This window comes from Cytobacillus sp. FSL H8-0458 (assembly GCF_038002165.1).
Taxonomy (GTDB): Bacteria; Bacillota; Bacilli; order Bacillales; family Cytobacillaceae; genus Cytobacillus.
Genome location: NZ_JBBOBR010000001.1, coordinates 534,062 through 556,414, shown reverse-complemented (window position 1 = coordinate 556,414; position 22,353 = coordinate 534,062). Strand labels below are relative to the sequence as shown.

Sequence of the window (22,353 nt, the reverse complement as noted above, 5' to 3'; positions counted from 1 at the left end):
TTGGTTCACTCACCTGGAATCAGGAGATATTCTAAATGATTTTTCCAATCATAGAACGTTTTATCCTGATTATCTGATTTTGTGTTTCTTGTGAAATTTTCAATTTGCAAACCGCATATATCACAGCAGAATTGAACTGAGGTATTTTTTTTCTCATCAAAGCAGGAAAGTATATTCTCTCTCCGGCAATTTTTCTTGTGAATCCATCTGTATACTTCCTCAATGCTATTTCTTTTAAATTTGATTCTGTCTTCGCAGTACCCATTCATTTCCTGCAGAATCCTTTTAAAACCCAGTCCAGATTTGTTTTTCCGTTCAAAAAAATCATAAAATATTCTCCATTGAATATCTGTTAAACCGGAACGCTGCTTAATTTGCTCTTCATAAGCACTGATATTCATGATCGCATTCGGGTTTTCTTCCATCCAGTCGCTGATCCAATCGATTTGAGACCTGTCAGGTAATTCATTTTCTGCAATCTGCAGAGGAAGCTGCTCATCACCCGGTGCATAGAGCATAATAGCAATACTTTGTTTTCCATCTCTCCCCGCCCGTCCAATTTCCTGCAAGTAAGATTCAATTTGAAGAGGCATATGAAAGTGTATCACATACCGGATATTATCTTTATTAATTCCCATGCCAAAGGCGCTTGTAGCGCAAATAAGCTCGAGTTGGCCGTGGATAAACTGCTGCTGCACAAGGATGCGGCTTTCATTATCCATTCCCCCATGATAAGCCATCACTCTTTTAGCTCCTTTTTCCCTCAGCAGATCGGCTGTTTGTTCAGCCATTTTTTTGCTGGAAAAATATATAATGCCAGGACCCTTAAGGCTCTCCGCAAGCTCCACGAGCCTCTCTGTTTTTACACGGTAATTTTCTGCCTTTTCTACAGTCAGTGCAATATTAGGACGGTCAACCGAGAAAATAAATTCGCTGCAGTCCAGTATGCCGAGTGACTTTTTTATATCTGCTTTAACTTCACGGGTAGCTGTGGCAGTTAAAGCAAGTGTAACGGGGTTTCCTATCTTTTGTCTCACTTCGCCAAGCTTTAGATAATCAGGCCTGAAATCATATCCCCATTGGGAGATGCAATGAGCCTCATCAACAACAAATAAAGCTATGCGCAATTTTTTCAGCTGAGTTAGTACTGATTCATAATAAAGCATTTCAGGAGAAATAAAGATAAACTTATACTGGTTCAGGTTAATTAATGCCTGTCTTTTTTCTGTGCGGGATAAAAAAGAATTGAATGCTATCACCTTTTTTTCCCCATTCATCATAAGCTGTTCGGCCTGATCCTGCATCAGGGACAGCAAAGGAGAAATAATAATCACCTGGCCTTCAATCATATATCCCGGCAGCTGATAGCAAAGGGATTTACCTGTACCTGTTGGCAGCATGGCAACAGTATTTCTGCCTGCGAGCACGGATTCAATAATTTCCTTTTGTCCAGGCCTGAAGGCAGGATATCCAAATTTGCTTTGCAATAGTGCTTCCAGTCTCATTGTCCCTCTCCAAGCTTTGCCATTACTAATCTGATTTCAAAATAATCGGATTCAGGCACTATTTGACGTATTTGCTTTAATTGCAATGAATCAGCACTGCTGGCTGCATGAATGATCAGTTTCTGTTTAGCCTCTGAGACATAACGAGTGATATTAAATCCACTGTCGTTTAACGCCACTTCCACAACATGATCCTCAATGGTACTTTTTTTCAATCTTCTCATTTTAGCAATATCATCCAAATCCAGTCCCTGTTTTAACAGTGTGTAAGTCTTTTGGGCAGACAATGTCAGTTGAACTTCATTTCCTGCATCGCTCACGATCTTATTGATAAGCGGATATTTGGCAGGATTTTCTCTTGCTCTTTCCAGTATATGGTGAATAGCTCCAAGGAACTGATGGTGGTAATAATCCTGACTGATTCCGAGCTGTTCTGAAGCCTGAACAGCTGTGAGGCCAATACGGTTATAGCCTGTCAGCCTCAATGTCAGCACAGCAGGATTAATATCACTTAGCTCTTCGAGGGACTGGCCAAGTTCCCTGTACAGCATAGCCCCAACTTCATTGCGGGCAAATCCCGATGTTCTCAGAAAGTCTTTCAGCCATTCATGAACATCTCTTTTCCTTTGGATAGGAAGGTATTTTACATTATTGTTATTTAAATGTGATATTACCTGAATTAAAAGAGTAATCCTCTCCCAAAACAATTCACCTGTACTATGATACAGCCATCCGTTTAATGATGAAGGAATTGGACATTCTAAAAGAGATCTTTCCAGTTCTTTCTTCCCTTCTGCAGTCAAAATGTAATGCTTTTCATCAATGGAAGTCATCCAGCTGCTGTTTATGATTTCTTCTGCAAGATGGTCCAGAACTCCCCTGCTTAAATTTCCAAAGGTGCGAAAAAGTGGGGTTAATTGAAATAAATGAGCATCTTGGATGGTCTGGGAAGACTTTTTCCCATTCATCAAATGTAAAATGGAATATATAGTTCTTTGCCCCTGTAATTCTTTAACACAGTACATTATTACAGTTTTCAAATATGATCTATGCATTAATGTTCACCTTACGGCTTAAGATTTTTTTCAAGTTTCATTACATTCATTTTCTTACTTCTATTTTATCATGAAAGAAATCGGCAGGCCGTTTTAATTATTTTTAACAGGGTAAATTATGCCTAAACCCTTATGTGATAAGCATTCTCAATACATTTTCTATTGAAAAGTTGAACATACAGTTTTACAATAGGATGTGAGGAATGTGTTACCATCATCTTGATGGAAGATTAATTGTTTAATTCTTGGGAGGTTTTTTTCATGGCAAAGTATACAATTGTTGACAAAGAAACATGCATTGCATGTGGAGCTTGCGGCGCAGCTGCACCGGACATTTATGATTATGATGATGAAGGCATCGCATTTGTTACCCTTGATGATAACCAGGGTATCGTTGAGATTCCAGATGTATTAATTGACGATATGATGGATGCATTCGAAGGCTGCCCAACCGATTCAATCAAAGTTGCTGATGACGCTTTTGATGGCGACCCGCTTAAATACGAATAATCCTTCAACCATACTCTAATCTTTGTTAAGCTACTGCTCCCTTTCAACTAGAAAGGGAGTTTTTTTATGATGCTATCAAATTGAAAAAGCAGCGGAACATTTGCCGCTGCTTTAAATTATATATTCATTATGCTGCGCTTTTCATTACAGCCTGCTTTTCCACCCAGGTTCTCATGCGTGTAAAAATCAGCATGAAAACAATTGAAATAATAAGTCCTTTTAAAATATTGAATGGCAAAATCCCTGTCACAATCATTGTTCTCATTTCAGGCGCTGACATTGCCGGGAAATTCAGGAAGAAAGTATATGCCGGCAGAATGACAAGGTAATTAAGCACACTCATAATAACAGCCATCACCATGGTGCCGATTACGAGCCCAAACGTCATGCCTTTTTTGGTCTTCAGCTTTCTGTATACATAATAAGTAGGCAAGACGAACAAAATGCCTGCCGCAAAGTTTGCAATATGTCCGACAGGTACACCTGTTGCACTCCCTGTCATGAAGTAATCAAGAATATTTTTAATAAGCTCCACTAATATTCCTGCCGCCGGTCCAAAGATTAACGCTGCGATTAATGCAGGAATATCGCTGAAGTCAATCATTAAAAATTGCGGAAACGGAGGAATTGGAAAATTGAGCAGCATTAATACGTAAGAGATGCTGCTTAGCATTCCGATGGCAACCATTGATTTGATATTAAGTTTTTTCAAGTTCCTCTCTCCTTTTTAGGACTATCTCTCCTATAGAAGAAAGGTTCAGCTAAGCAAATATCTTCGCAATAAATAACCCCCAAGCTAAAATAACTTGAGGGAGAATTGCAAAGGCACGCTTAATAACGTTCAAAACCTGCATTTTTTGAACGTCTGCAGAACCTCCATCTTCTCCCATCCAGACTGTACTGTCGGCTTTGGAATCGCACCAAATCCTGCCCAATTAAATGCAAAGCGTTTTTCGATTAAAACGCTTCTCTCAGGCTCGCGGGCTTAGAGTCAAGACTGACCCATCACCGCCGGTCGGGAATTTCACCCTGCCCCGAAGATAGACCGTATTTATTTATACAGATTAATTATACTGAAAAAAAGTTATTCTGTGAAGGGATTTGTTTATCTGTATGTACTTGATACATATATTTATCCATGCCCTTGCCTATTAAATTTTTTTGGATAATACAAAAGGGAGGCTCCGCCATCCCTTTTGTATTATCCAAGCGGATATTCCTTTCTTTCTCCTTTGGAAAAAGTCATGATGGACTGATATCCGACTTCTTTTGCCAGAGCAATCGCCTTATCAAAATCGGCACCTACATGTTCAGGAAAGTGCGCATCAGATGAAAGTACAATCGGGATATTTTTATCATAGCATTTCTGCAGGAGCCGTTTGTCCGGGTATAATTCACCGACTGGCTTTCGCAGACCGGCTGTGCTGATTTCAACACATGTCTTGGATTCTGACAATGCATTGGCTGCACGATCGTACTGCTCCAGCAAAAATTCTTCATCCTGGGGCACATATTTAAAAATTTTCACGAGGTCTAAATGGCCTACAATATCAAATAAATTTGATTGGGCCAGTGTAACCACTTGATCAAAATATTTCCGATATACTTCATAAAGATCCCGTTTATCCCATTCTTTTCTAAACTCAGCAAGATCTATGCCGAAATCTCCAACCCAATGAATGGATCCAATTACATAATCAAATGAGTAACTGTTAATAAACTTCGCCATTTCATCATGCTTGCCCGGCGTGTAGTCCATTTCGATTGACATTTTTACATCTATATTATTACCCCACGCTTCTTGAAAAACTTTCACATAGTCTTTCATATCATAAAAGCGCCTTTCGTTTACCCATGGATTTTGCAGAATGTCTGCTGTCTGAAAGAAATGATATGCATGCTCCGAGATGCCAAAAGATTCAATCCCTTTCCGGGCTGCAGCATCTGTGAATTTTTTTAAATAGTCCAGGCTTAGCGTGCCATTTTCAAGATGGTTATGATAGTCTGTAAGCATTTCTCTAACTCCCCCAGTTTTTTACCCATTATACTTTAAGGGAGTAAAGCGGTGCAATCATTTCTATACTAATTTTTGTTAATGATTAGAATTTGTCCAATTTTGATAACATCTGAATTTGCATTGTTTACCTCTTTAATAGCTTCTGCTGTTGTATCATGCATTTTCGCTATAGAAGTTAATGTATCGCCTTGTTTAACAGTGTATTCGCTAAATTTGCCGGGTTTTATCAGCAGCTTTTGACCTGTAAAAATGTGATCAGGATTAATATTATTTAGATCGGCAATATCACCGGGCTGCAGATTATAGTGTGCAGCGATGGTCCATAATGTTTCCCCGGTTTTAACTATATGGTAGGTTTCCCCGGAATAATTTGTTATTTGCCCCGAATTAAAATTAGACGGCCTGGCTGAAACTTCACGTGCGTTTTCAGTTCTTACCGCTGCATTTACAGCTTGTCCAACTTCTCCCATGCCGAATGCCACAGAAGGATCAACTGCATTTATTTTATCAGCTGTCCATGCCTGCGCATGTATTTCAAAATGAAGATGGACTCCTGAAGAGTCACCCGTGCTTCCCATCAATCCGATCTTCTGTCCGAGCGCAACTTTTTCACCTTCAGCAGATAATCGTTTATTCAGATGGGCGTATACTGTTTCAGTTTGGTTGTTATGTTTAATAAATATCACATTTCCGTATGTTTGAGAGTAATACGACCTGGACACAATTCCAGAGTCAGCGGCATAAACCGGAGAACCGGAATCTCCGGCAATATCAATGCCCTTATGCTGACCACTTCTTGTCCCATACGTGTCCGTAATAACACCATCTGCCGGCCACACCCAATGCTCTGTCAACTCAGAAATTTTTGGCTCAGCAGCTTTAGAATGCTTCCCTCCCAGAAATAGCAGACTCACACAAAGAGCCATTATTCCTGCGATAAAGAAACGCCTTATGTAATCCTTCATTCTTTTCCTCCTATGATGTCAGCTGAAATATCCGTACGAGTGCTTTCTTTCCGCACCCTCTTTCACCCTATGACAGCTTGTACTCTTTTAGAACAATTAACAATAAAGCTCATAAAAGCACAGTGATTAGTATTCTTCCAGCAGCAAGGTTTTTATGCAGATATGGAGGAACTTTATCCTGAAATGGAAAAGACGGCCACATAGGGCCGCCTTTCTAATTTGGCAAATCTCGTTTATTAGCAGCTACCGGAACCTTTAAATCCTCATTAAGATCAAACTTGCCAATTTTATCAACATCTGCATTTTCTAATTTGACCGTGTCGAAATCAAAGTCTTTTGCCGTAAGAAGGATTGCTTCGATCGCATGAAGTGTTGGTGCATTATCGATTATTTCTGATTCATTATTAAAACGGATTATGAGTTTGCCATCCTTTATTTCTTCTATTTCAAAATCAATATCATCCGGTATGGATGCCTGTAAATTATTTTCAGTCCTATTTTGCTTCATGGCTTTTAGAGCATCTTTTACCGAATTGAGCTCTTCTCTTAACGGGACCAGGAATGGTGTTGAATCAGAACCATTGGAATATAAGAAATAATAAATTAAGTTACCATTGCTATTTTCCGGGATAAATTCCTCTCTATATCCATAATGGCTGAACTCAATGCCGGCTTTCCCTTCCGTCGTGAGGTTAATCTTTTCTATATCAAGATTTTTCATTATATTTGCCATAACCTTCTCTAAAAGCAACTCTGTGGTGGAGGACATACTGTATGGGTGATCCGCAGGCACATCAACTGTCAGTAAATTACTTTCCTGATCATGTGTTAAATTTGCTTTTAAAGGATAGTAATCCTCTAAACCCCATGTATCCTCAGTAAGTTTGCTCATCGTGTCTTCAAATAACTCAAATTTCGTTCTGCGCGGATCCTCATCAACTAAAACGCTGACAGGTACTATATTTTGAGCCTCCTTATCAGGAATCGCATAAGTCAGCACTTCCTTTCCTGCCAAGTCTTCTTCATAAACGGCAGTAGGGCTTGCTTCGGATGAAACAGACTTCATGCTTATATCATCGCTTGAGTCTTTTTCCGGGTCACCGGAAAGCTGCGCATGATCCTCTTGTGGATCTTCTTCTTTTGCAAGAGGTTCCGGGTCTGAATCTTCGTCTTTTGCTTCCGATATGCTGTTATTGTCACCTGTTATTTGTTCAGATGATTGTGTCAGTTCTGATTGAATTTCGACTTGCTTATCAGCAGACTCCTGCCAATTCATAAGGTTCGGGGCAAGAATGAAAAGCAGGAGCAAGGCAGCAGCCGCTGCTGCAGCAGGCAGCAGCCATGTTCTTTTCTTTTGTTTGCTCATCTTGATTTCTATGGTTTGATAAATTTCTCTCGGGTCACGATTATCTTTAATTTTAGGCATCTGGCTCAGCAATTCCTTAAGCTGCTCATCGCTCCACTTTGATTCCTTCATTATCCATTCCCTCCTTTGCCTTAAATTGTTCCATATGATTTTTTAGTACCTTTAACGCACGATGCTGTGTTGTCTTCACCTTACTTTCAGTCCAGCCAAGTGAATCAGCTGTTTCTGTAATGGTAAGTTCATGTATATATCTCATAATAATGACAAGCCTCTGGTCCATGGTGCATAAATCCAGACAGCGATAGATCATCTGAATTTCTTCTCGTTGAACAGCAATTTCTTCAGGCAAGGGGAGCTCATCCTTTACCTGCTGAGTTGACCAGTCAAATTTCTCCATAATCTTTTGTTTCCAGCCCTTTTGCTTGCGAAAGGAATCAATGGCAACATTCCGCGCAATTGAAAAGAGCCATGTTTTTTCGCTGCTTTTCCCTTCAAATCTTTCATAAGACTTTAATACTCTTATATAGACTTCCTGGACTAAATCCTCAGCCAGTTCCTTGTTTTTGACCATATAAAAAAGAAATTGAAAAACGTCCTGATGGTATTTTTTATAAAGTTCATCAAAAACGGAGTCCATGAATTCCCCTCCCCGTTCAATAAAATAGTCGTTCTCTCTCTAAAAAAAGTTACAGTTTAACTATATTATTATTGTGCAGAAAAGCGCAATAGCCTGATTGGATGGAGGATTACTCCCTGCCTTCGAATCCGAACAGCCAATGCCTTTTCATTATAATTCAAAAAGAAAGGGAAGGAAATTCTTGCATCTCCTTCCCTAGCCTATAATTAATTGTTTCCCGTGTATCAAGAACATTCGCCATAATTCCCGTCTTTATCCGTCATTTCGAGGGATAAATATTGAAAATGTCGTACCATGACCGGTCTTGCTTTGAACAGTAATATGCCCTTTATGAGCTACAATAATATTTTTTGCAATTGCGAGTCCAAGACCAGTTCCGGATCGCCCCCGTGTTCTTGCTTTGTCGGCTTTATAAAAACGTTCAAAAACGAACGGCAGGTCTTCTTCGGGGATTCCCGAGCCAGAATCTTTCACTTCGATAAACAGCCCCCGTTCATCACTCCGTTCGATAACTTTAACCTCTCCGTTATGAGGGGTGTGCCGGATGGCATTATCAATCAGATTGGTCATAACCTGTTCTATTCTGTCCGGATCAAATTGAATAGATAAACCTTTGCTTTGCAAATCATGTTCCAGAATAATTTCCTTCTCTTTAGCGAGCCCCTGAAACTTCCTGGTAATTCTTTGCAGAAATGAGTTTACCTCAGTTTCTTCCATTGTCAGCTGAATATGTCCGGCTTCCATTCTGGCAAGATCCAGCAGTTCATTCACAAGCCGGCCCATTCTCAGGGATTCATCATAAATGACACTTGCCATCTCTTTTTTCTCTTCATCCGTGCCGGCAATATCATCAACAATCGCTTCACTATACCCTTGCATCATCGAAATTGGCGTCCTTAATTCATGTGAAACATTCGCTATAAAATCGTTGCGGAGCTTATCCAGCTTACGCTCCTCAGTCATATCCCTGATAACTGCAACCGCTCCCCTAATATATTTATTATTATAAAGAGGGCTGACGATTATCACCCAGGAACGTCCCTGGATAGAGATTTCGCCAATCTGTTCCTTCTCGGTATTAACAGCAAGCTGGAAGAGCTCCATTACTTTGGAAGGGACTTCCTCTGTATTATTCTCAATGTCATCCAGCTCATAAAACCAGCTTTGCAAAAACCGCTCTGCAGGAGGATTGGTGATCAGAATTGTTCCATCCCGGTTGAAGGTGATTACCCCATCGGCCATCCCGCTTAAAATGCTTGCCAGCTGTTCTTTTTCCTGGCTTAAAGCATTCATATTAAATTTCAGCTGTCTGCCCATCTGATTAAAAGCCATGGCTAATTCGCCAACCTCATCATTAGTCAGAATCGGAACTTTTGTATCAAATTTACCTCTTGCTACCTCAAAGGCAGCTTCTTTCATTTTTCTTAGCGGAGCATTGATTCTTGTTGATAAGAAAAAAGCAAAGATGGTTGTTAAAATGATGGCAACTCCCGCAGCAAGCAATATGAACTTTGTCGTTGAACGCAATGTTTCGTGCATAACTTCGATGGACTGATAAATAAAAACGGCTCCATTGCTGCCGTCACCATGAAGCGGGACTCCAATGATAAGAATTTTACTGTCGTCATCTGCGGATACGTCTGTATACTCAGGATTAACGGATGTTACTTTTTTTACAGTCTTATCTTCCGTGAGAACTTCTTTTAAATCATCTTCCTCAGTGAGGTAGGAAATGGGCAGTTTTAATGAATCTGTATGGTTAGGAGAATAGTAATACTCTTTCGGCGAATTAATAATGACTACTTTTGTAACATCATCGACAAGCTCCCAGGAAATCTCCAAACCGACTTCACGATTATGTTCTTTTAAAATTCTGGTTATTTTATGGGCCGTATTCGATAATCCTTTTTCTGTTTCATTTATATGGTAATTCTCAAAAAACTCCAGCAGCATGACTGTTAAAATCAGCAGAACAAAGGATACCAACAAAAGAATTGTGCCCCAAAGCTTTCCGGCAACACTCCTAAAGAGCATCATTCATTGATAACCTCGAACTTGTAGCCCACTCCCCAAACGGTGACAATCATTCTGGCTGCCTGCTCAGAAACTTTATTCAGTTTTTCACGCAAACGCTTCACATGAGTATCAACTGTTCTCAAATCTCCGAAAAATTCATAATGCCATACTTCTTTAAGCAGATGCTCCCTGTCAAATACCTTATCTGGAGCCTTTGCCAGGAAATATAGAAGTTCATATTCCTTCGGCGTCAAACTGACTTCTTTTCCATCAGCCAATACTTTGTGAGCATCATTATCGATCGTTAGATGAGGAAATACGATTACATCTTTTGCTGTTGTTTCTGTCTGAAGATAAGTAGTTTTAGAAGATCTGCGCAATAATGCCTTCACGCGCAGCACAACTTCCCTTGGACTGAAAGGCTTTACGATATAATCATCAGTGCCGACTTCAAAGCCCTGTACACGGTTAACTTCTTCTCCTTTAGCTGTAAGCATGATCACCGGAGTAGCTTTTTTCTCTCTCAGTTCTCTGCAGACTTCAATGCCGTCTTTGCCGGGCATCATTAAATCCAAAAGAATGACATCGTAATCATTTGCCAAGGCTTTTGACAAAGCCTGGTTTCCATTCTCTGCTTCATCAATTGAATAATTTTCACGCTCAAGGTACATTTTCAATAAACGGCGGATTCTTTCTTCATCATCCACTAGCAATATTTTCACTTGGTTTTCCATTTTTAAGTCCCCCTGACGTTCAATAAAAAATCTTTAAATAAAGCCTCCACTATTGTGAAGTGAAGGCTTTTATATTTTCATTATGATCCAGCGTAGGAGTGCAATCCGGCAATGACCAGGTTTACCGCAACCAGATTAAACATGATAATGATAAATCCGATTACAGCAAGCCACGCAGACTTTTCGCCATGCCAGCCCTTTGAAAGGCGAAGGTGCAGGTAGGCAGCATAAAATAGGAAGGTAATGAGCGCCCATACTTCCTTTGGATCCCATCCCCAAAAACGAGTCCAGGCGATTTGTGCCCATATCATGGCAAAAATCAAAGCTCCGAGTGTAAAGACCGGAAATCCTATTAATACTGAACGGTAAGCGATCTCGTCAACCAAATCAAGATTAATATTTTTAGCAAGCGGCTGAAGCGCAGCTCCGACCCTCTTGCGGAGAACCAATCTTAAAGCAAGATATAGAATGACACCTGAAGCCAAAGACCATATAACGGTATTTAATTTTTTTGCATTAATGATTGCAGGCATTTCCGCCAGCGGTTCAAATTTACCTTCCGTAATCAGCTGGCCCTCGTGAGGACCTGTTAAAGCAGGCATATGATATTCCAGGACATCTTCCTGACCGTTCTTATCAACCCAGTTAAATTCGGCCTTGTAGCCTGAAGCTGAGAAGCTTGAGCTTATAATGATAAACCCAAGTGTGCAAACCAAGCCAAACATAACGGCTTCAAGCCAGAATCTCTGTTTGCTTTGCTTTGTTTGATCTACTGATTTTACCAAATAAATTAATCCGGCAGCGAAGCTTACAGCCAAAATAGCCTGCCCAACTGCAGCTGTTGTAACGTGAATATGAAGCCAATCACTCTGCAGGGCGGGGATCAGCGGTGAAACTTCCCGCGGAAACATACTTGCATAGGCAATCATCAGTACCGCAACCGGAAGCGTAAAGACTCCTAAAATAGGTGTTTTATAAATTAAGTAAATCACTATAAAAGCACCAACAAGCGACATTCCAAAGAATGTTGTAAATTCGAAAAGGTTGCTGACAGGCGCATGCCCAGCTGCAATCCATCTTGTAATAAAGTAGCCAAGCTGTGCAGCAAACCCGATAATCGAGATCCATAATCCTATTGCTGCCCATTTGTTAGGCCCTTGTTTCGTTCTATTCTTATCCTTTATGGAGCCGGCAAAAAAGACAGTAGCAATTAAATAGAGGATAAAAGCTGTGTATAGTAAATTGCTGCTTATTGTAACCACTCAGATTCCTCCTTAGCCTTTCTTTTCACTTTGATTTTGCAGCTGATCTTCCGGCATCTTAATTCCGGTTCCATCCAATGCTGCTTCAATTTCCCTTTTAAGTCCATGCCAGTTTTTGTTAGTGTGTCCGGCTACCCACACTTCTCCATTAACACGGCGCAGCCAAACTCTCCGATGGTTCCAATAAGATCCCTGTGCAACACCTATCATGAAAATAACGCCGCCCAATGCGATAATCCATAATGTTAAATCTTTTCGGACGGTCAGGGCTGATACATTTTTAGTATCTATGCCTTTAAAGGCCATCTTGTATTCATTATCGCCAAAAGGTTCAATAGTCTGTCTGATCGCAACAAAGCTAATTTCGCCATCAGGCTTATCCGGAGTAAACATTTTAAAAACAAAGGCAGGATTATTAGGGATTCTTGACTTTGTAACCGGTTCCCCATTTTCATCAAATTCAAAATCGGGAAAATAGCTGACAACTTCTGCTTTATAGCCATTTCCAAGATCATATTCATCCTGCGGATGATTCAGGTCAACTGTTAAATCCCCGTATTCCTCACCCGTTTTTTTATTTGTAAGGGCAAATGACATTTTGTTAAGTTCATTAAGTTTATAATCTACTTGGTATAATGCAAAGTTTTCAAACTTCAGAGGTTTATTTACCTTAATTTCATAGTCCTTAACTTTCTTGAGATCTGCCTCTTCTCCCGCAACAGTATTGCCCTGTTTTTTATAAAGAGTGACATTGGACTGATAATTTTTAGCTACCATTCCTGCTTTATCAATCGCTTCTCCAAACACTTCATTATCTTTCTCTTTATCGTACATTTCAAGGATGAAGCCATCATTTTTAAGGTAATATTCACCATTGGTTTCCGGAATGACCTTGGTTTCCCCTTCCCGGATCCAAAGGATTTTGTCAACATACATGCCCGGTACAAAACGGAGCATTCCGCCGATTAAAAATATGATAAGCCCCACATGGTTAACGTATGGCCCCCATCTTGAGAAACGTCCCTTTTCGGCAAGGATGTTTCCATTCTCTTCCCGGATGCTGTATTTCTTGGTTTTTAATTTTTCTTTTGCCATTGTGAACGCCTTATCAGTGTCTTCTGGCTGTGACGCACCAAAAACTCTCTGGCGCTGCAGATAGCTTTCATGACGGCTTACCTTCTGCTTTTTTAAAGCTCTATACAAAGGGACAACTCTATCCAGACTGCAGATCACAAGAGATATGCCAATTGAGGCAATCAAAATCAAATACCACCATGAGCTGTAAAGATTATGAAATCCAAGATCATAGTATAATTTACCAATCCAGCCATACTGGTCTTCGTAATATTCCTCAGCAGGCATGATTGGCGGAATATACATTTCCTGAGGCAGTATCGTTCCAACAGCTGATGCTATCAGCGTTATTACGATCAGCCAGACTCCAACCTTAACAGACGAGAAAAAATTCCATATTTTATCAATTATCGTTTTATTATAGGTTTGCGAGCGGCGTGCACTGCCTTCATACCGCATATCGAGAAGTTTCTTGTCTTTTTCTTTTTCTTCCAATACCTTTCCGCACGACTCACATAGTATCGTACCTATGGGATTAACATGGCCACAGTCGCATTTTACTTCTTTCATATATAAAACTCCCCGTAACTTATGGTTTAATCTGTTCCATATAGTTCTTGATCGTTTCTTCCGTCATCTCTCCTGTAATATACTTGACAACCTTACCATCTTTATCAATGAGGAAAGTGGCAGGCAGAGGATTAATTCCGTATGCCGATTGGACTTGGCTATCCTTATCAATTACAATCGGGAAGGCCAGATCGTAACGCTCAGAAAATTTATTTACTGCTAGATCTGTCTCTCCGACATTAACAGCCAAAACCTGAACACCTTCATCTTTAAATTGCTTATATTGGTTGTTCATATATGGCATCTCTTTCTCACAGGGTTTGCACCATGTACCCCAGAAGTTCAGGAAAACACCCTGGCCTTCATAATCGGATAGCCTGTGTTTATTTCCATCCATATCTGTCAGAACAAAATCAGGTGCCTTTTCTCCAACGGCAACCTTTTGAATTTTATCTTTCGTAAAATTTGCGTATAGCGTATATGCCACGGCAGCACCAAGGACAAGCAATATGACTGTTCTCATTACCAGACGCTGCTTTTTCATAAAAAACTTCCCCTCCTAATGCATCCTAATCATGCCAAAAGACCGTACCTTACAAAATTATATGTAACATATGGAAAAGAATTTTGCCTCATAGCTGTTTACTATTATAGCATTTTTCATCATAGCTATATTGTTTACAAATAAGCGTAACTGTGACACTTCTATGAATTTTTCTAAAAGCGACTATTTCTTCTTCACCGCAAGTGTCCGGAGCTGCTTAACTTCATGGGCAGTAAGTTCTCTTGCATCCCCAGCTGATAATCCCTGCAGAGTGAGGAACCCATATCTCTCCCTCTTCAGTTTCAGAACAGGATGGCCAATTGCTTCAAACATCCTCCTAACCTGGCGGTTGCGTCCTTCATGAATGCTGATTTCCACAATAGCTGTCTGTTTTTTCTTATCCATTGATAACAGCTTGGTTTTGGCTGGTGCTGTTTTTCCATCTTCAAGCACGATGCCTCTTTGAAGGCTTTTCATTTTTTCTTTTGAAGGGATGCCTTTCAACTTGGCAACATAGACTTTTTCAATCTCATTCTTTGGGTGCATTAAAAGATTTGCAAACTCACCGTCATTGGTAAGAATGAGAATTCCGGATGTATCATAATCCAGTCTTCCAACAGGGTATATTCTTTGTTTAATTCCCTCAAAGAAATCCGTGACGACTTTTCTGCCCTTGTCATCTGAAACGGCTGAAATTACACCTCTTGGTTTATAGAGGAGAAAATAAACAGGCTCCTCTCTCTCCAGCGGTATTCCATCCACTTCAATGCGGTCAGAAGGAGAGACCTTAACACCCAGTTCCTTTACTGTTTTTCCGTTAACCCTTACACGGCCTTCAGCCATTAGCTCTTCAGCTTTTCTTCGCGAAGCAACCCCTGCATGGGCAATAACTTTCTGCAATCTTTCCATTTATGTCACCTCAAAGTTTTTTTAACAATGCTTCATACTTTTTCACTCCTAATGAATTATGACATAATTCGTCAAGTTTTCAAAGCAAACCATTGTCAAAACAGCTTAGGTGAAAAATAATCTGTAATTACTGAAAGTTGGAATTTAATAGTAAAATAAAAAAGATACCCACACTCAGGCATCTTTTGTACTGGATATTTTCTTTTATGGCTACATACTGCCAAAAACAAGTGTTACGATCACAATGGATGCTATGATGCCTGCCAAATCGGCCAGCAGCCCGACTTTAAGGGCATCCCCCATTTTTTTGATACCTACTGCTCCAAAGTAGACCGTCAGGACATAAAAAGTTGTATCTGTGCTGCCCTGCAGTACTGAGGCAAGCCTGCCTATGAACGAGTCGGGACCATGGACAGCAATTAAGTCACTGGTCATTCCCAGTGCTGCAGTTCCAGAGATCGGACGAATGATAGCCAGGGGTACGATATCAGGAGGCACTCCAATTGCTTCAAGTACGGGCCTGATCAGATTCATTAAATACTCCAGGGCGCCGGAAGCCCTGAAAACCGATATGGCTACAAGCATCCCGACAAGAAAAGGAATAATGGATATAGCAATTTTTATACCTTCTTTTCCACCTTCAGTGAAGCTTTCATAGGTAGGAACTTTCTTAAATGTTCCATATATTAATATAAAGCCTATTAAAATAGGAATTAACCAAAGGGAAACGGCTGACACAATCTCCATCCTAACCTCATCCTTTTCGCGTTCTTCGGTAATAGAAATAACGGTCAATCATGATTGCGGCCAATGTAGAGCAGAAAGTAGCCACTAAAGTAGGACCTACGATATCGGTGGGCGAGGCAGAATTATAATTCATCCGTATGGCAATCACGGTTGTAGGAATTAAAGTCAGACTTGAAGTGTTGATGGCCAAAAAGGTTATCATAGAACGGCTCGCTTCATTTTTTCCCCCATTCAATCTTTTCAGCTCTTCCATAGCTTTTATGCCGAGAGGGGTAGCAGCGTTCCCCAGACCGAACATATTGGCCATCATGTTCGATAGCATATATCCCATTGCCGGATGATCACCGGGCACTTCTGGAAAAAGCTTTTTCACAATTGGCCTGAATAAGGAAGCAAGCTTATTCAGCAATCCGGCGTCATCAGCAATTTTCATCATTCCGAGCCAAAAAACAAGAATGCTAATTAGACCGATGCATAATGTGACCGCTTCTTTCGCACCATTGAAAATGGCTTCATTCACTTCATTTATGGTGCCGTTTATCATAGCAAAAACTAAGCCTATAACGGTAAGCATCACCCAAATGATATTAACCATTTGTCTTCACTCCTGCAATTGAGGTAAAAAGATTCTTAAAGTAGTCTAATAACGACTTATCCTCTTTTACCTCATCATGCTTATAATATATTGGAAGCTTTTTAATTGGCTGATTTTCAAAATACACTGTTGCCTGACCGACCACTTCAGGTATTGTCCTGCCGTCTTCCCATTCTGATTCAGGCTCTAGCAGCTTGATATCAATTTTAAAGTGGTTTTTCTCTTCTTTTGTAACAGGATAATTGTATGAATGCTTTATATAAACCCTGCCTTTATAAAATTCATCATCAATATCCGATATAACACCCTCCTGCAGGACTTCCACAGAATCATAGGCTCTAAAAGCTGTTTCATACATGTTAATATGGTCATTCCAGTCGTCCGGCCCGTTTAAGGTTACTGCTATCAGATTAAGACTGCCTTTTGATGCTGTTGTTACAAGAGTTCTCTTAGCCCTTTTTGTATATCCTGTTTTCCCCCCTGTACAATAATCATATAATTCAGTCAGGAGCCTATTTTTATTTTTCCACACCCTGTCCCAGCTTTCATTCGGGTTTGGTGCACGGTGCACCTTTGTTCCTGCAATCTTTTGGTAAGTCTCATTATTCATTGCATATCTGGTCAGCAGAGCCATATCATATGCAGTCGAATAATGGTCTTCATGATCATCCAGACCGTGGGGGTTTGCAAAATGGGTATTCTTCATGCCGATTTCTTCAGCTTTCTTATTCATTAAAAAGCCAAATCCTTCAAGGCTTCCGCCGACATACTCTGCGATTGCGACTGCAGAGTCATTGCCTGAACGAAGCATAAGCCCGTAAACCAGATCTTCAAGCTTTATTTTTTCTCCTGCCTTTAGATAAATCGATGACCCTTCCGCTCTGACAGCACGATCACTTACTTTAACCATAACATCCATTTTTCCGGATTCTATGGCCAGAATTGCTGTCATGATTTTTGTAATGCTTGCTATTCTCCTCACTTCATTTGCTTCTTTCTGGTAAAGGATGCGGCCAGAATCCTGTTCCATTAATATTGCGCTCCGGGCACTTACTGAAACTGAAGCCTCTGTCTTCTGAGGGAGATTCATCATCATCAACGCGGTGACCAAAGCTATGGCCATCAGCCTGCTAGACATTTTCATTGCACAAAACCCCGTCTCCTTTATGGATGTCAGATTGAGCGAAATACATGATCTCCCCACAAGGGAGGAGCCGCATGTTTTTCATTTATTTGTACAAGTTTATGCAGGACAAGTAGTGATATGACTATTATGTTTGACTTGTAATGAGGGTTTGGAAATGGCTTGTACATCAAAAATGAGGGGAATACTCTTTGTACTCCCTCTTACTTCTTTCTGCTCCTATCTAGAATGGCTTCCATTTTAATTCTGATGCTTTTAAATACCTGTCTTCTACATCCTTCCAGTTGACAACATTCCACCAATTTTTAATATAATCACCGCGGTTATTTTTATATTGCAGATAATAAGCATGTTCCCATACATCTAATGCCAGCAGAGGGATTGTATCCCACTGGGTTAAGAGCATGTGTCTTTCCGATTGAAGTATTTCGAGCCTGCGCGCTCTTGGAGACCACACCAGGATTGCCCAGCCCACTCCTTCTACCTGCTTGGCTGCTTCTGTGTAATGGCTTTTAAATTTCTCAAAGCTCCCAAAGTATTTGTTTATTTCCTTCATGAGTGCCCCGGACGGACTTCCTCCGCCTTCAGGACTCATATTATTCCAGAAAATCGTATGCAAATAATGGCCGGAGCCATGAAAGGCGAGCTCGCGGGACCAGTGTTTTACCAGGCTGTAATCATTATTATTCCTCGCATTTTGAAGCATTGCCTCCGCTTTGTTTAATCCATCCACATATGATTGATGATGCTTATCATGATGCAGCCTCATAATTTCCGCTGAGATATGCGGTTCAAGTGCACTGTAATCATAAGGGAGCGGGGGTAAAATATGCTTACCCGCAGGAATGTACGGTTCATTCATATAGATATTTCCAAGCTGCTGTCTATTGGAAAAATAATTCTCCATATCGGAATGAAGAGAGTCCACTTGTTCCTGCAGCTTTTCCAAACCTTCTATATCCAGGGGGCTGTTAATTCCATCCATAATTTCGGTAAAATGATCCAGCCTCTGCCACAGCTCACTGTTTTGTTCAACATCCTCCGAGTCTAAAAAATCTCTTAGCTCTTTGTTCCATTTTGTAACGTCCTTAATGTAATCTTCCATTTTACTCATATAATCCCCTCACTCGCTTCCATAAATAGCTCACTTTCTATTTGTATGAGTGAAAGTTTGTACGTTTTCCAATGAAAATGGAAAGCTCCCTATAACGTGCCAGAAAAAAAAGAACAGCTGCCCGCTGTTCTCCACTTCCAATGCTATTTTGATTGAATCATTTTTGTCCGATAATCAGTTTCGTAATATTCAAGTTCCTCACGAACCCTTTGGAACTCTCCTTCCAGCTGCCTGAACATTGATTTGAGGCTGTCCGGAACTTCATCATGAAACTGGATTGAGTTTTTTCCCGTATATGCTGAACGGCTATTCTCAAACCATGCATCATTTTTCGGAGAAAAAAACTCTTCAATGCACTGATGGTAAATCCGGTATAACGTCTTTTCGGCTGCCCCTTTTTGGAAAGGGTCACTTTTTAATATGATTGTGCTGGCATCAAGTCCTTCTTCACAATATACAAGCAGTTTTCTAACATGTGAGAGGATACTTTTATAATAATTCAAATTCCCTTGTTGTTCTGCTTCAAGATCTTTTATTGTTGTATTATTTAAGAAATCTTCAAATGCGGCAACGCTATTACCGAGGAAATTTTTCACATCTTCCATCTGTGATTTAACTATTGAATTCCCCATCCATTACACCCCCATTATTATAAACTGGCTATTGTTGCGGTTGAACAATGAAATCTAAAGGTGATCGCAGGTCATAGGATTTTTTACTCTCCAGCGCTTCAAAAATGGAGGGAAGCTTGGAAAAGTCCAGATCCTGAAAATAGGATGCAAAATCAGCCTTTGAATTAAGATAAATTCGTTTGCGATGTCTAAAACCCGGATTCTTCAATAAACATGAAAGAGCAACAATATCCTTGAACTGAACTTCTCTGGAACCAGCCTGAAAGACTGGATCCTGTTCATATGGTGTGAACTCATTCATGGATTCATCAAAGAAACGGACGTATAAAACATGAAAAGTCTTCTCCTGTCCATCTTCTTCGAACACAATCTCACTTCTGTTAAAAAAATCTTCCGAGGTGTTTGGCTTTTCTTTTTCAAGCTCATATCCCCTGCAATGTTTAATCAGCAAGCAAAACCCTCCTATTTCCCGATGGTTTACAAGATTAATATGTATTAAAAGGAAAGGGAAAAATTTAAATCTATTTTACCACACTTCCTATGTAATGTGTCAGAAAACTCAAGAATCGAGCTCCTGGAACTTTTCAAAGAATAAATCAGCCTCTTCCTGTAATGAATCCTCTTCTTCACTGATCTTATCCGGGAGCGGCGGAAGCTCTTCTATGCTTTTAAGGCCAAAATAATCAAGGAACTCTTTAGTCGTTCCATACAAATAGGCACGCCCTGTTCCATCTGCCCGTCCAACTTCTTTAATCAAGGCTTTAGCAGACAATGTATGAAGAGGTCTCTCTGTCTTGACTCCTCTAATTTCCTCAATTTCTGTCCTTGTAATGGGCTGTCTGTAAGCAATAATTGCGAGCGTCTCGAGTGCCGCCTGAGAAAGGGAAGCGGCAGAAGGAGACTCTACCAGCTTCTTCAGGTATGGGGAAAACTCTTTTTTCGTAACCAGCTGAAAAGTCCCCGCCAATTCAACAGCCATTATTCCGCGGCTGCCAGTATTGTAGTCTTCCATAAGACTGTCCATTATTTCACGGGCCTGATTCTCTTCCACCTCCAGCACATGGGCAATTTGCTTAAGAGACAAGCCTTCATCACCAGCTGCAAACAGGAGGCTTTCGGCTATCCCCTTCCAATTAACGATCTCCACACTATTTTCCTCCTTCCATGGAAGCTACAAAAATATCAGAGAAATTTTTGTCCTGCTCGACCTGAATTTCTTTTCGCTTGATTAACTCCAGTACCGCCAGGAAAGTTACTACTATATGCTCTCTGTCCGATACCGGAAAAAGATCGGTGAATTTTTTCCTGCCTTTTACACTTCTTAACTGTTCCACAATTTCAGACATCCGCTTCTCAATGGGAATCTCCTGGCGGGCAACTTTTGCAGAAAGCGGCCTTTGCAGTTTCTTCCTTCTTAATAACTTTTGCAAAGCGCCAAGCATATCATAAAGACTTACATTCAAATCAGCTTTTTCCTGCTGTGTTTCATTCACATATTCCGAAAGGTCTGCAGGCGGCTTTGTATACATTAAACTTCTATCCTGTTCCCGCTCCTTAAGCTCCTCTGCAGCTTCCTTATATTTACGGTATTCAATCAGCCGTTCTACAAGTTCATCTCTGGGGTCTTCTTCCATTTCCATTCCAAATTCATCCTCGAGCTCTTCCTCATCATGCTTTGGCAGCAGCATTTTGCTTTTAATTGCCAGAAGCGTTGCGGCCATTACAAGATATTCGCTTGCTACGTCAAGCTGAAGCTCCTTCATTGTATGTATATAAATGAGGTACTGCTCGGTAATTTCTGATACAGGAATGTCATAGATATCAATTTCCAGCCTGTTAATAAGATGAAGAAGAAGATCCAGAGGCCCCTCGAAAGCATCTATTTTGACGTTATAATGATCATATTGCATAAAATACCCACCAAATTTTCCTAATATAAATTCCCTTAAATGCCAAAAGGCTATATCTAGTATAGATTATTCATGGATGTTATCCAATAGAAAAATAACCCTGTCAGCAATGCCCCTGCTTCATTCGTGATTTTTTTGAACCGCCCAATCAATAAGGCAATTGCCTACATACGATGTAGGGAAATAAAGATACAGGAGGTATTTTATATGTCTAATACTGGATTTGGAGATTGCGGAACCGGGTTTGCTTTAATTGTCGTTCTGTTCATCCTATTAATTATTGTCGGAGCTTCCTGGTTCTTCTAAATCGCTGTGTTTATTACAGCAAATTCTGTACATTTGCCCAGACAAGGCTGTCCTATTAGAAACCTAAAAGCGCCAACATATATGTGTTCAGATTTAACAGCTGTAAAAGCCCGGTTAAGCGCCGGGCTTTTATTTTTCTGATAATAGATTGTGCTGTGGTAAAATAAAGTAAGAATTGTCAAGGAGTGAAAGTATGTATCCTGATAAATATATCGAGTTCCTGGTCCATTTTCATGGTGACCGTGATTATTTTGAATGTCACGAAATACTGGAGGAGTATTGGAAGAATACGGATCCAAACAATAAAAAGTCTGCATGGGTCGGATTAATTCTTATGGCAGTTTCTTTTTATCATCATCGCAGAGAGAATTTTAATGGTGCAGAACGGACCCTCCGCAAAGGAATCGGCATTTTGGAGTGCAGAGCTGAAGAAATACAGGCATTGGGTCTTGAAACAGATCAATTGATAAAGGATCTTAAGGACAGGCTTGTGCTGATTCAAAAAGGCGGAAAGTACTCCAGCGTTAACTTGCCTATTATTGATCCCTTACTTAAGGAAAAATGCGCACCCAAGGGATTTCCCTGGTGTTCTGACAGCAATTTTCCAGATGAAGATATTGTGCACCGCCATAAAAGAAGAGATAGAACCATGGTTATTAAAGAAAGACTTGATGCCCTGAATCAGAAAAAAAGGCAGGAATAATGATTATTCGCTGCCTTTTTCCATGTAACAAAGTATAT

The 22,353-nt window shown here is 40.3% G+C and carries 24 protein-coding genes and 1 riboswitch; of the genes, 3 read left to right on the top strand and 21 right to left on the bottom strand.

Annotated features, from left to right (window positions below):
• Positions 1-5: 5 nt before the first annotated feature.
• Together NYE23_RS02765 and NYE23_RS02760 are read right to left on the bottom strand one after the other, a co-directional pair.
• Positions 6-1,505: a RecQ family ATP-dependent DNA helicase gene (locus tag NYE23_RS02765; protein ID WP_341075278.1), complete on the bottom strand. Its 1,500-nt coding sequence runs from the start codon at positions 1,503-1,505 to the stop codon at positions 6-8.
• Positions 1,502-2,560, bottom strand: coding sequence for a helix-turn-helix domain-containing protein (locus tag NYE23_RS02760; protein WP_341075277.1), 1,059 nt, complete (start codon positions 2,558-2,560; stop codon positions 1,502-1,504). The genes NYE23_RS02765 and NYE23_RS02760 overlap by 4 nt, the downstream gene beginning before the upstream one ends.
• 261 nt (positions 2,561-2,821) lie before the next feature.
• Here NYE23_RS02760 and NYE23_RS02755 point away from each other — a divergent pair, with 261 nt between their 5' ends.
• Complete coding sequence (locus NYE23_RS02755; protein WP_026584182.1) at positions 2,822-3,070, top strand: ferredoxin; 249 nt, start codon at positions 2,822-2,824, stop codon at positions 3,068-3,070.
• A gap of 127 nt (positions 3,071-3,197) precedes the next feature.
• Here the strand turns inward: NYE23_RS02755 and NYE23_RS02750 are convergent, their stop codons facing one another.
• The 19 genes from NYE23_RS02750 to NYE23_RS02660 all read right to left on the bottom strand — a co-directional run bounded on the left by NYE23_RS02750 (position 3,198) and on the right by NYE23_RS02660 (position 21,306).
• The gene (locus NYE23_RS02750) at positions 3,198-3,782 is read right to left on the bottom strand and encodes an ECF transporter S component (protein ID WP_341075276.1); all 585 of its coding nucleotides are present in this window, start codon (positions 3,780-3,782) and stop codon (positions 3,198-3,200) included.
• A 162-nt stretch (positions 3,783-3,944) separates the two neighbouring features.
• A riboswitch (FMN riboswitch) is annotated at positions 3,945-4,116 on the bottom strand.
• Positions 4,117-4,271: 155 nt separating this feature from the next.
• Positions 4,272-5,084 (bottom strand): histidinol-phosphatase, encoded by an 813-nt coding sequence (locus NYE23_RS02745; protein WP_341075275.1) that lies wholly within the window; start codon positions 5,082-5,084, stop codon positions 4,272-4,274.
• A 68-nt stretch (positions 5,085-5,152) separates the two neighbouring features.
• Positions 5,153-6,052 carry a LysM peptidoglycan-binding domain-containing protein gene (locus tag NYE23_RS02740; protein WP_341075272.1) on the bottom strand — a complete coding sequence of 300 codons (900 nt, stop codon included), beginning with the start codon at positions 6,050-6,052 and terminating at the stop codon, positions 5,153-5,155.
• A 214-nt stretch (positions 6,053-6,266) separates the two neighbouring features.
• On the bottom strand, positions 6,267-7,529 hold the full coding sequence (locus NYE23_RS02735) for a hypothetical protein (RefSeq protein ID WP_341075270.1): 1,263 nt from the start codon (positions 7,527-7,529) through the stop codon (positions 6,267-6,269).
• Positions 7,504-8,055 (bottom strand): RNA polymerase sigma factor SigX, encoded by a 552-nt coding sequence (gene sigX, locus NYE23_RS02730; protein ID WP_341075269.1) that lies wholly within the window; start codon positions 8,053-8,055, stop codon positions 7,504-7,506. Before sigX ends, NYE23_RS02735 begins: the two co-directional genes overlap by 26 nt.
• A 252-nt stretch (positions 8,056-8,307) precedes the next feature.
• The gene (locus NYE23_RS02725; RefSeq protein ID WP_341075268.1) at positions 8,308-10,092 is read right to left on the bottom strand and encodes an ATP-binding protein; all 1,785 of its coding nucleotides are present in this window, start codon (positions 10,090-10,092) and stop codon (positions 8,308-8,310) included.
• Positions 10,089-10,805 carry a response regulator transcription factor gene (locus NYE23_RS02720; RefSeq protein ID WP_061792437.1) on the bottom strand — a complete coding sequence of 239 codons (717 nt, stop codon included), beginning with the start codon at positions 10,803-10,805 and terminating at the stop codon, positions 10,089-10,091. The genes NYE23_RS02725 and NYE23_RS02720 overlap by 4 nt, the downstream gene beginning before the upstream one ends.
• 80 nt (positions 10,806-10,885) lie before the next feature.
• Positions 10,886-12,067, bottom strand: coding sequence for a c-type cytochrome biogenesis protein CcsB (ccsB, locus tag NYE23_RS02715; protein WP_341075267.1), 1,182 nt, complete (start codon positions 12,065-12,067; stop codon positions 10,886-10,888).
• 12 nt (positions 12,068-12,079) lie between these two features.
• On the bottom strand, positions 12,080-13,711 hold the full coding sequence (resB, locus tag NYE23_RS02710; protein WP_341075265.1) for a cytochrome c biogenesis protein ResB: 1,632 nt from the start codon (positions 13,709-13,711) through the stop codon (positions 12,080-12,082).
• Positions 13,712-13,730: 19 nt separating this feature from the next.
• Entirely contained in the window at positions 13,731-14,255 is a 525-nt protein-coding gene (resA, locus tag NYE23_RS02705) for a thiol-disulfide oxidoreductase ResA (protein ID WP_061792440.1), read from the bottom strand.
• 183 nt (positions 14,256-14,438) lie between these two features.
• Positions 14,439-15,164 carry a 23S rRNA pseudouridine(2605) synthase RluB gene (gene rluB, locus NYE23_RS02700; RefSeq protein WP_341075264.1) on the bottom strand — a complete coding sequence of 242 codons (726 nt, stop codon included), beginning with the start codon at positions 15,162-15,164 and terminating at the stop codon, positions 14,439-14,441.
• Positions 15,165-15,374: 210 nt separating this feature from the next.
• The gene (locus NYE23_RS02695) at positions 15,375-15,911 is read right to left on the bottom strand and encodes a spore maturation protein (protein WP_341075263.1); all 537 of its coding nucleotides are present in this window, start codon (positions 15,909-15,911) and stop codon (positions 15,375-15,377) included.
• A gap of 7 nt (positions 15,912-15,918) precedes the next feature.
• On the bottom strand, positions 15,919-16,506 hold the full coding sequence (locus NYE23_RS02690; RefSeq protein WP_341075262.1) for a nucleoside recognition domain-containing protein: 588 nt from the start codon (positions 16,504-16,506) through the stop codon (positions 15,919-15,921).
• Positions 16,499-17,650: a D-alanyl-D-alanine carboxypeptidase family protein gene (locus NYE23_RS02685; RefSeq protein WP_341075261.1), complete on the bottom strand. Its 1,152-nt coding sequence runs from the start codon at positions 17,648-17,650 to the stop codon at positions 16,499-16,501. The genes NYE23_RS02690 and NYE23_RS02685 overlap by 8 nt, the downstream gene beginning before the upstream one ends.
• 223 nt (positions 17,651-17,873) lie before the next feature.
• Positions 17,874-18,764, bottom strand: a complete 891-nt coding sequence (locus tag NYE23_RS02680) for a superoxide dismutase (protein WP_341075259.1) — start codon at positions 18,762-18,764, stop codon at positions 17,874-17,876.
• Positions 18,765-18,907: 143 nt separating this feature from the next.
• Positions 18,908-19,396 carry a YpuI family protein gene (locus NYE23_RS02675; RefSeq protein WP_197213636.1) on the bottom strand — a complete coding sequence of 163 codons (489 nt, stop codon included), beginning with the start codon at positions 19,394-19,396 and terminating at the stop codon, positions 18,908-18,910.
• A gap of 28 nt (positions 19,397-19,424) precedes the next feature.
• Complete coding sequence (locus NYE23_RS02670) at positions 19,425-19,847, bottom strand: hypothetical protein (protein ID WP_341075256.1); 423 nt, start codon at positions 19,845-19,847, stop codon at positions 19,425-19,427.
• 108 nt (positions 19,848-19,955) lie between these two features.
• Positions 19,956-20,543 carry an SMC-Scp complex subunit ScpB gene (gene scpB, locus NYE23_RS02665; protein WP_095244736.1) on the bottom strand — a complete coding sequence of 196 codons (588 nt, stop codon included), beginning with the start codon at positions 20,541-20,543 and terminating at the stop codon, positions 19,956-19,958.
• 1 nt (position 20,544) lies between these two features.
• Complete coding sequence (locus tag NYE23_RS02660) at positions 20,545-21,306, bottom strand: segregation/condensation protein A (RefSeq protein WP_048008117.1); 762 nt, start codon at positions 21,304-21,306, stop codon at positions 20,545-20,547.
• A 207-nt stretch (positions 21,307-21,513) separates the two neighbouring features.
• On the opposite strand from NYE23_RS02660, the gene NYE23_RS02655 reads away from it, so the two are divergent.
• Together NYE23_RS02655 and NYE23_RS02650 are read left to right on the top strand one after the other, a co-directional pair.
• A complete protein-coding gene (locus tag NYE23_RS02655; protein WP_076258148.1) occupies positions 21,514-21,612 on the top strand; it encodes a YjcZ family sporulation protein in 99 nt (32 codons plus the stop codon).
• A gap of 193 nt (positions 21,613-21,805) precedes the next feature.
• Entirely contained in the window at positions 21,806-22,315 is a 510-nt protein-coding gene (locus NYE23_RS02650; protein WP_341075255.1) for a DUF309 domain-containing protein, read from the top strand.
• The last annotated feature ends 38 nt before the right edge of the window (positions 22,316-22,353 follow it).

Bases quoted from the DNA above. Each gene is read 5' to 3' on its own strand.
- rluB (WP_341075264.1), bottom strand. From the start codon at position 15,164: ATGGAAAGATTGCAGAAAGTTATTGCCCATGCAGGGGTTGCTTCGCGA.
- NYE23_RS02650 (WP_341075255.1), top strand. From the start codon at position 21,806: ATGTATCCTGATAAATATATCGAGTTCCTGGTCCATTTTCATGGTGAC.
- NYE23_RS02735 (WP_341075270.1), bottom strand. From the start codon at position 7,529: ATGAAGGAATCAAAGTGGAGCGATGAGCAGCTTAAGGAATTGCTGAGC.
- NYE23_RS02725 (WP_341075268.1), bottom strand. From the start codon at position 10,092: ATGATGCTCTTTAGGAGTGTTGCCGGAAAGCTTTGGGGCACAATTCTT.
- NYE23_RS02760 (WP_341075277.1), bottom strand. From the start codon at position 2,560: ATGCATAGATCATATTTGAAAACTGTAATAATGTACTGTGTTAAAGAA.
- resB (WP_341075265.1), bottom strand. From the start codon at position 13,711: ATGAAAGAAGTAAAATGCGACTGTGGCCATGTTAATCCCATAGGTACG.
- NYE23_RS02720 (WP_061792437.1), bottom strand. From the start codon at position 10,805: ATGGAAAACCAAGTGAAAATATTGCTAGTGGATGATGAAGAAAGAATC.
- resA (WP_061792440.1), bottom strand. From the start codon at position 14,255: ATGAAAAAGCAGCGTCTGGTAATGAGAACAGTCATATTGCTTGTCCTT.
- NYE23_RS02745 (WP_341075275.1), bottom strand. From the start codon at position 5,084: ATGCTTACAGACTATCATAACCATCTTGAAAATGGCACGCTAAGCCTG.
- NYE23_RS02680 (WP_341075259.1), bottom strand. From the start codon at position 18,764: ATGAGTAAAATGGAAGATTACATTAAGGACGTTACAAAATGGAACAAA.
- NYE23_RS02755 (WP_026584182.1), top strand. From the start codon at position 2,822: ATGGCAAAGTATACAATTGTTGACAAAGAAACATGCATTGCATGTGGA.
- NYE23_RS02660 (WP_048008117.1), bottom strand. From the start codon at position 21,306: ATGCAATATGATCATTATAACGTCAAAATAGATGCTTTCGAGGGGCCT.
- NYE23_RS02740 (WP_341075272.1), bottom strand. From the start codon at position 6,052: ATGAAGGATTACATAAGGCGTTTCTTTATCGCAGGAATAATGGCTCTT.
- NYE23_RS02685 (WP_341075261.1), bottom strand. From the start codon at position 17,650: ATGAAAATGTCTAGCAGGCTGATGGCCATAGCTTTGGTCACCGCGTTG.
- sigX (WP_341075269.1), bottom strand. From the start codon at position 8,055: ATGGACTCCGTTTTTGATGAACTTTATAAAAAATACCATCAGGACGTT.
- NYE23_RS02695 (WP_341075263.1), bottom strand. From the start codon at position 15,911: ATGGAGATTGTGTCAGCCGTTTCCCTTTGGTTAATTCCTATTTTAATA.
- NYE23_RS02690 (WP_341075262.1), bottom strand. From the start codon at position 16,506: ATGGTTAATATCATTTGGGTGATGCTTACCGTTATAGGCTTAGTTTTT.
- NYE23_RS02655 (WP_076258148.1), top strand. From the start codon at position 21,514: ATGTCTAATACTGGATTTGGAGATTGCGGAACCGGGTTTGCTTTAATT.
- NYE23_RS02765 (WP_341075278.1), bottom strand. From the start codon at position 1,505: ATGAGACTGGAAGCACTATTGCAAAGCAAATTTGGATATCCTGCCTTC.
- NYE23_RS02675 (WP_197213636.1), bottom strand. From the start codon at position 19,396: ATGGGGAATTCAATAGTTAAATCACAGATGGAAGATGTGAAAAATTTC.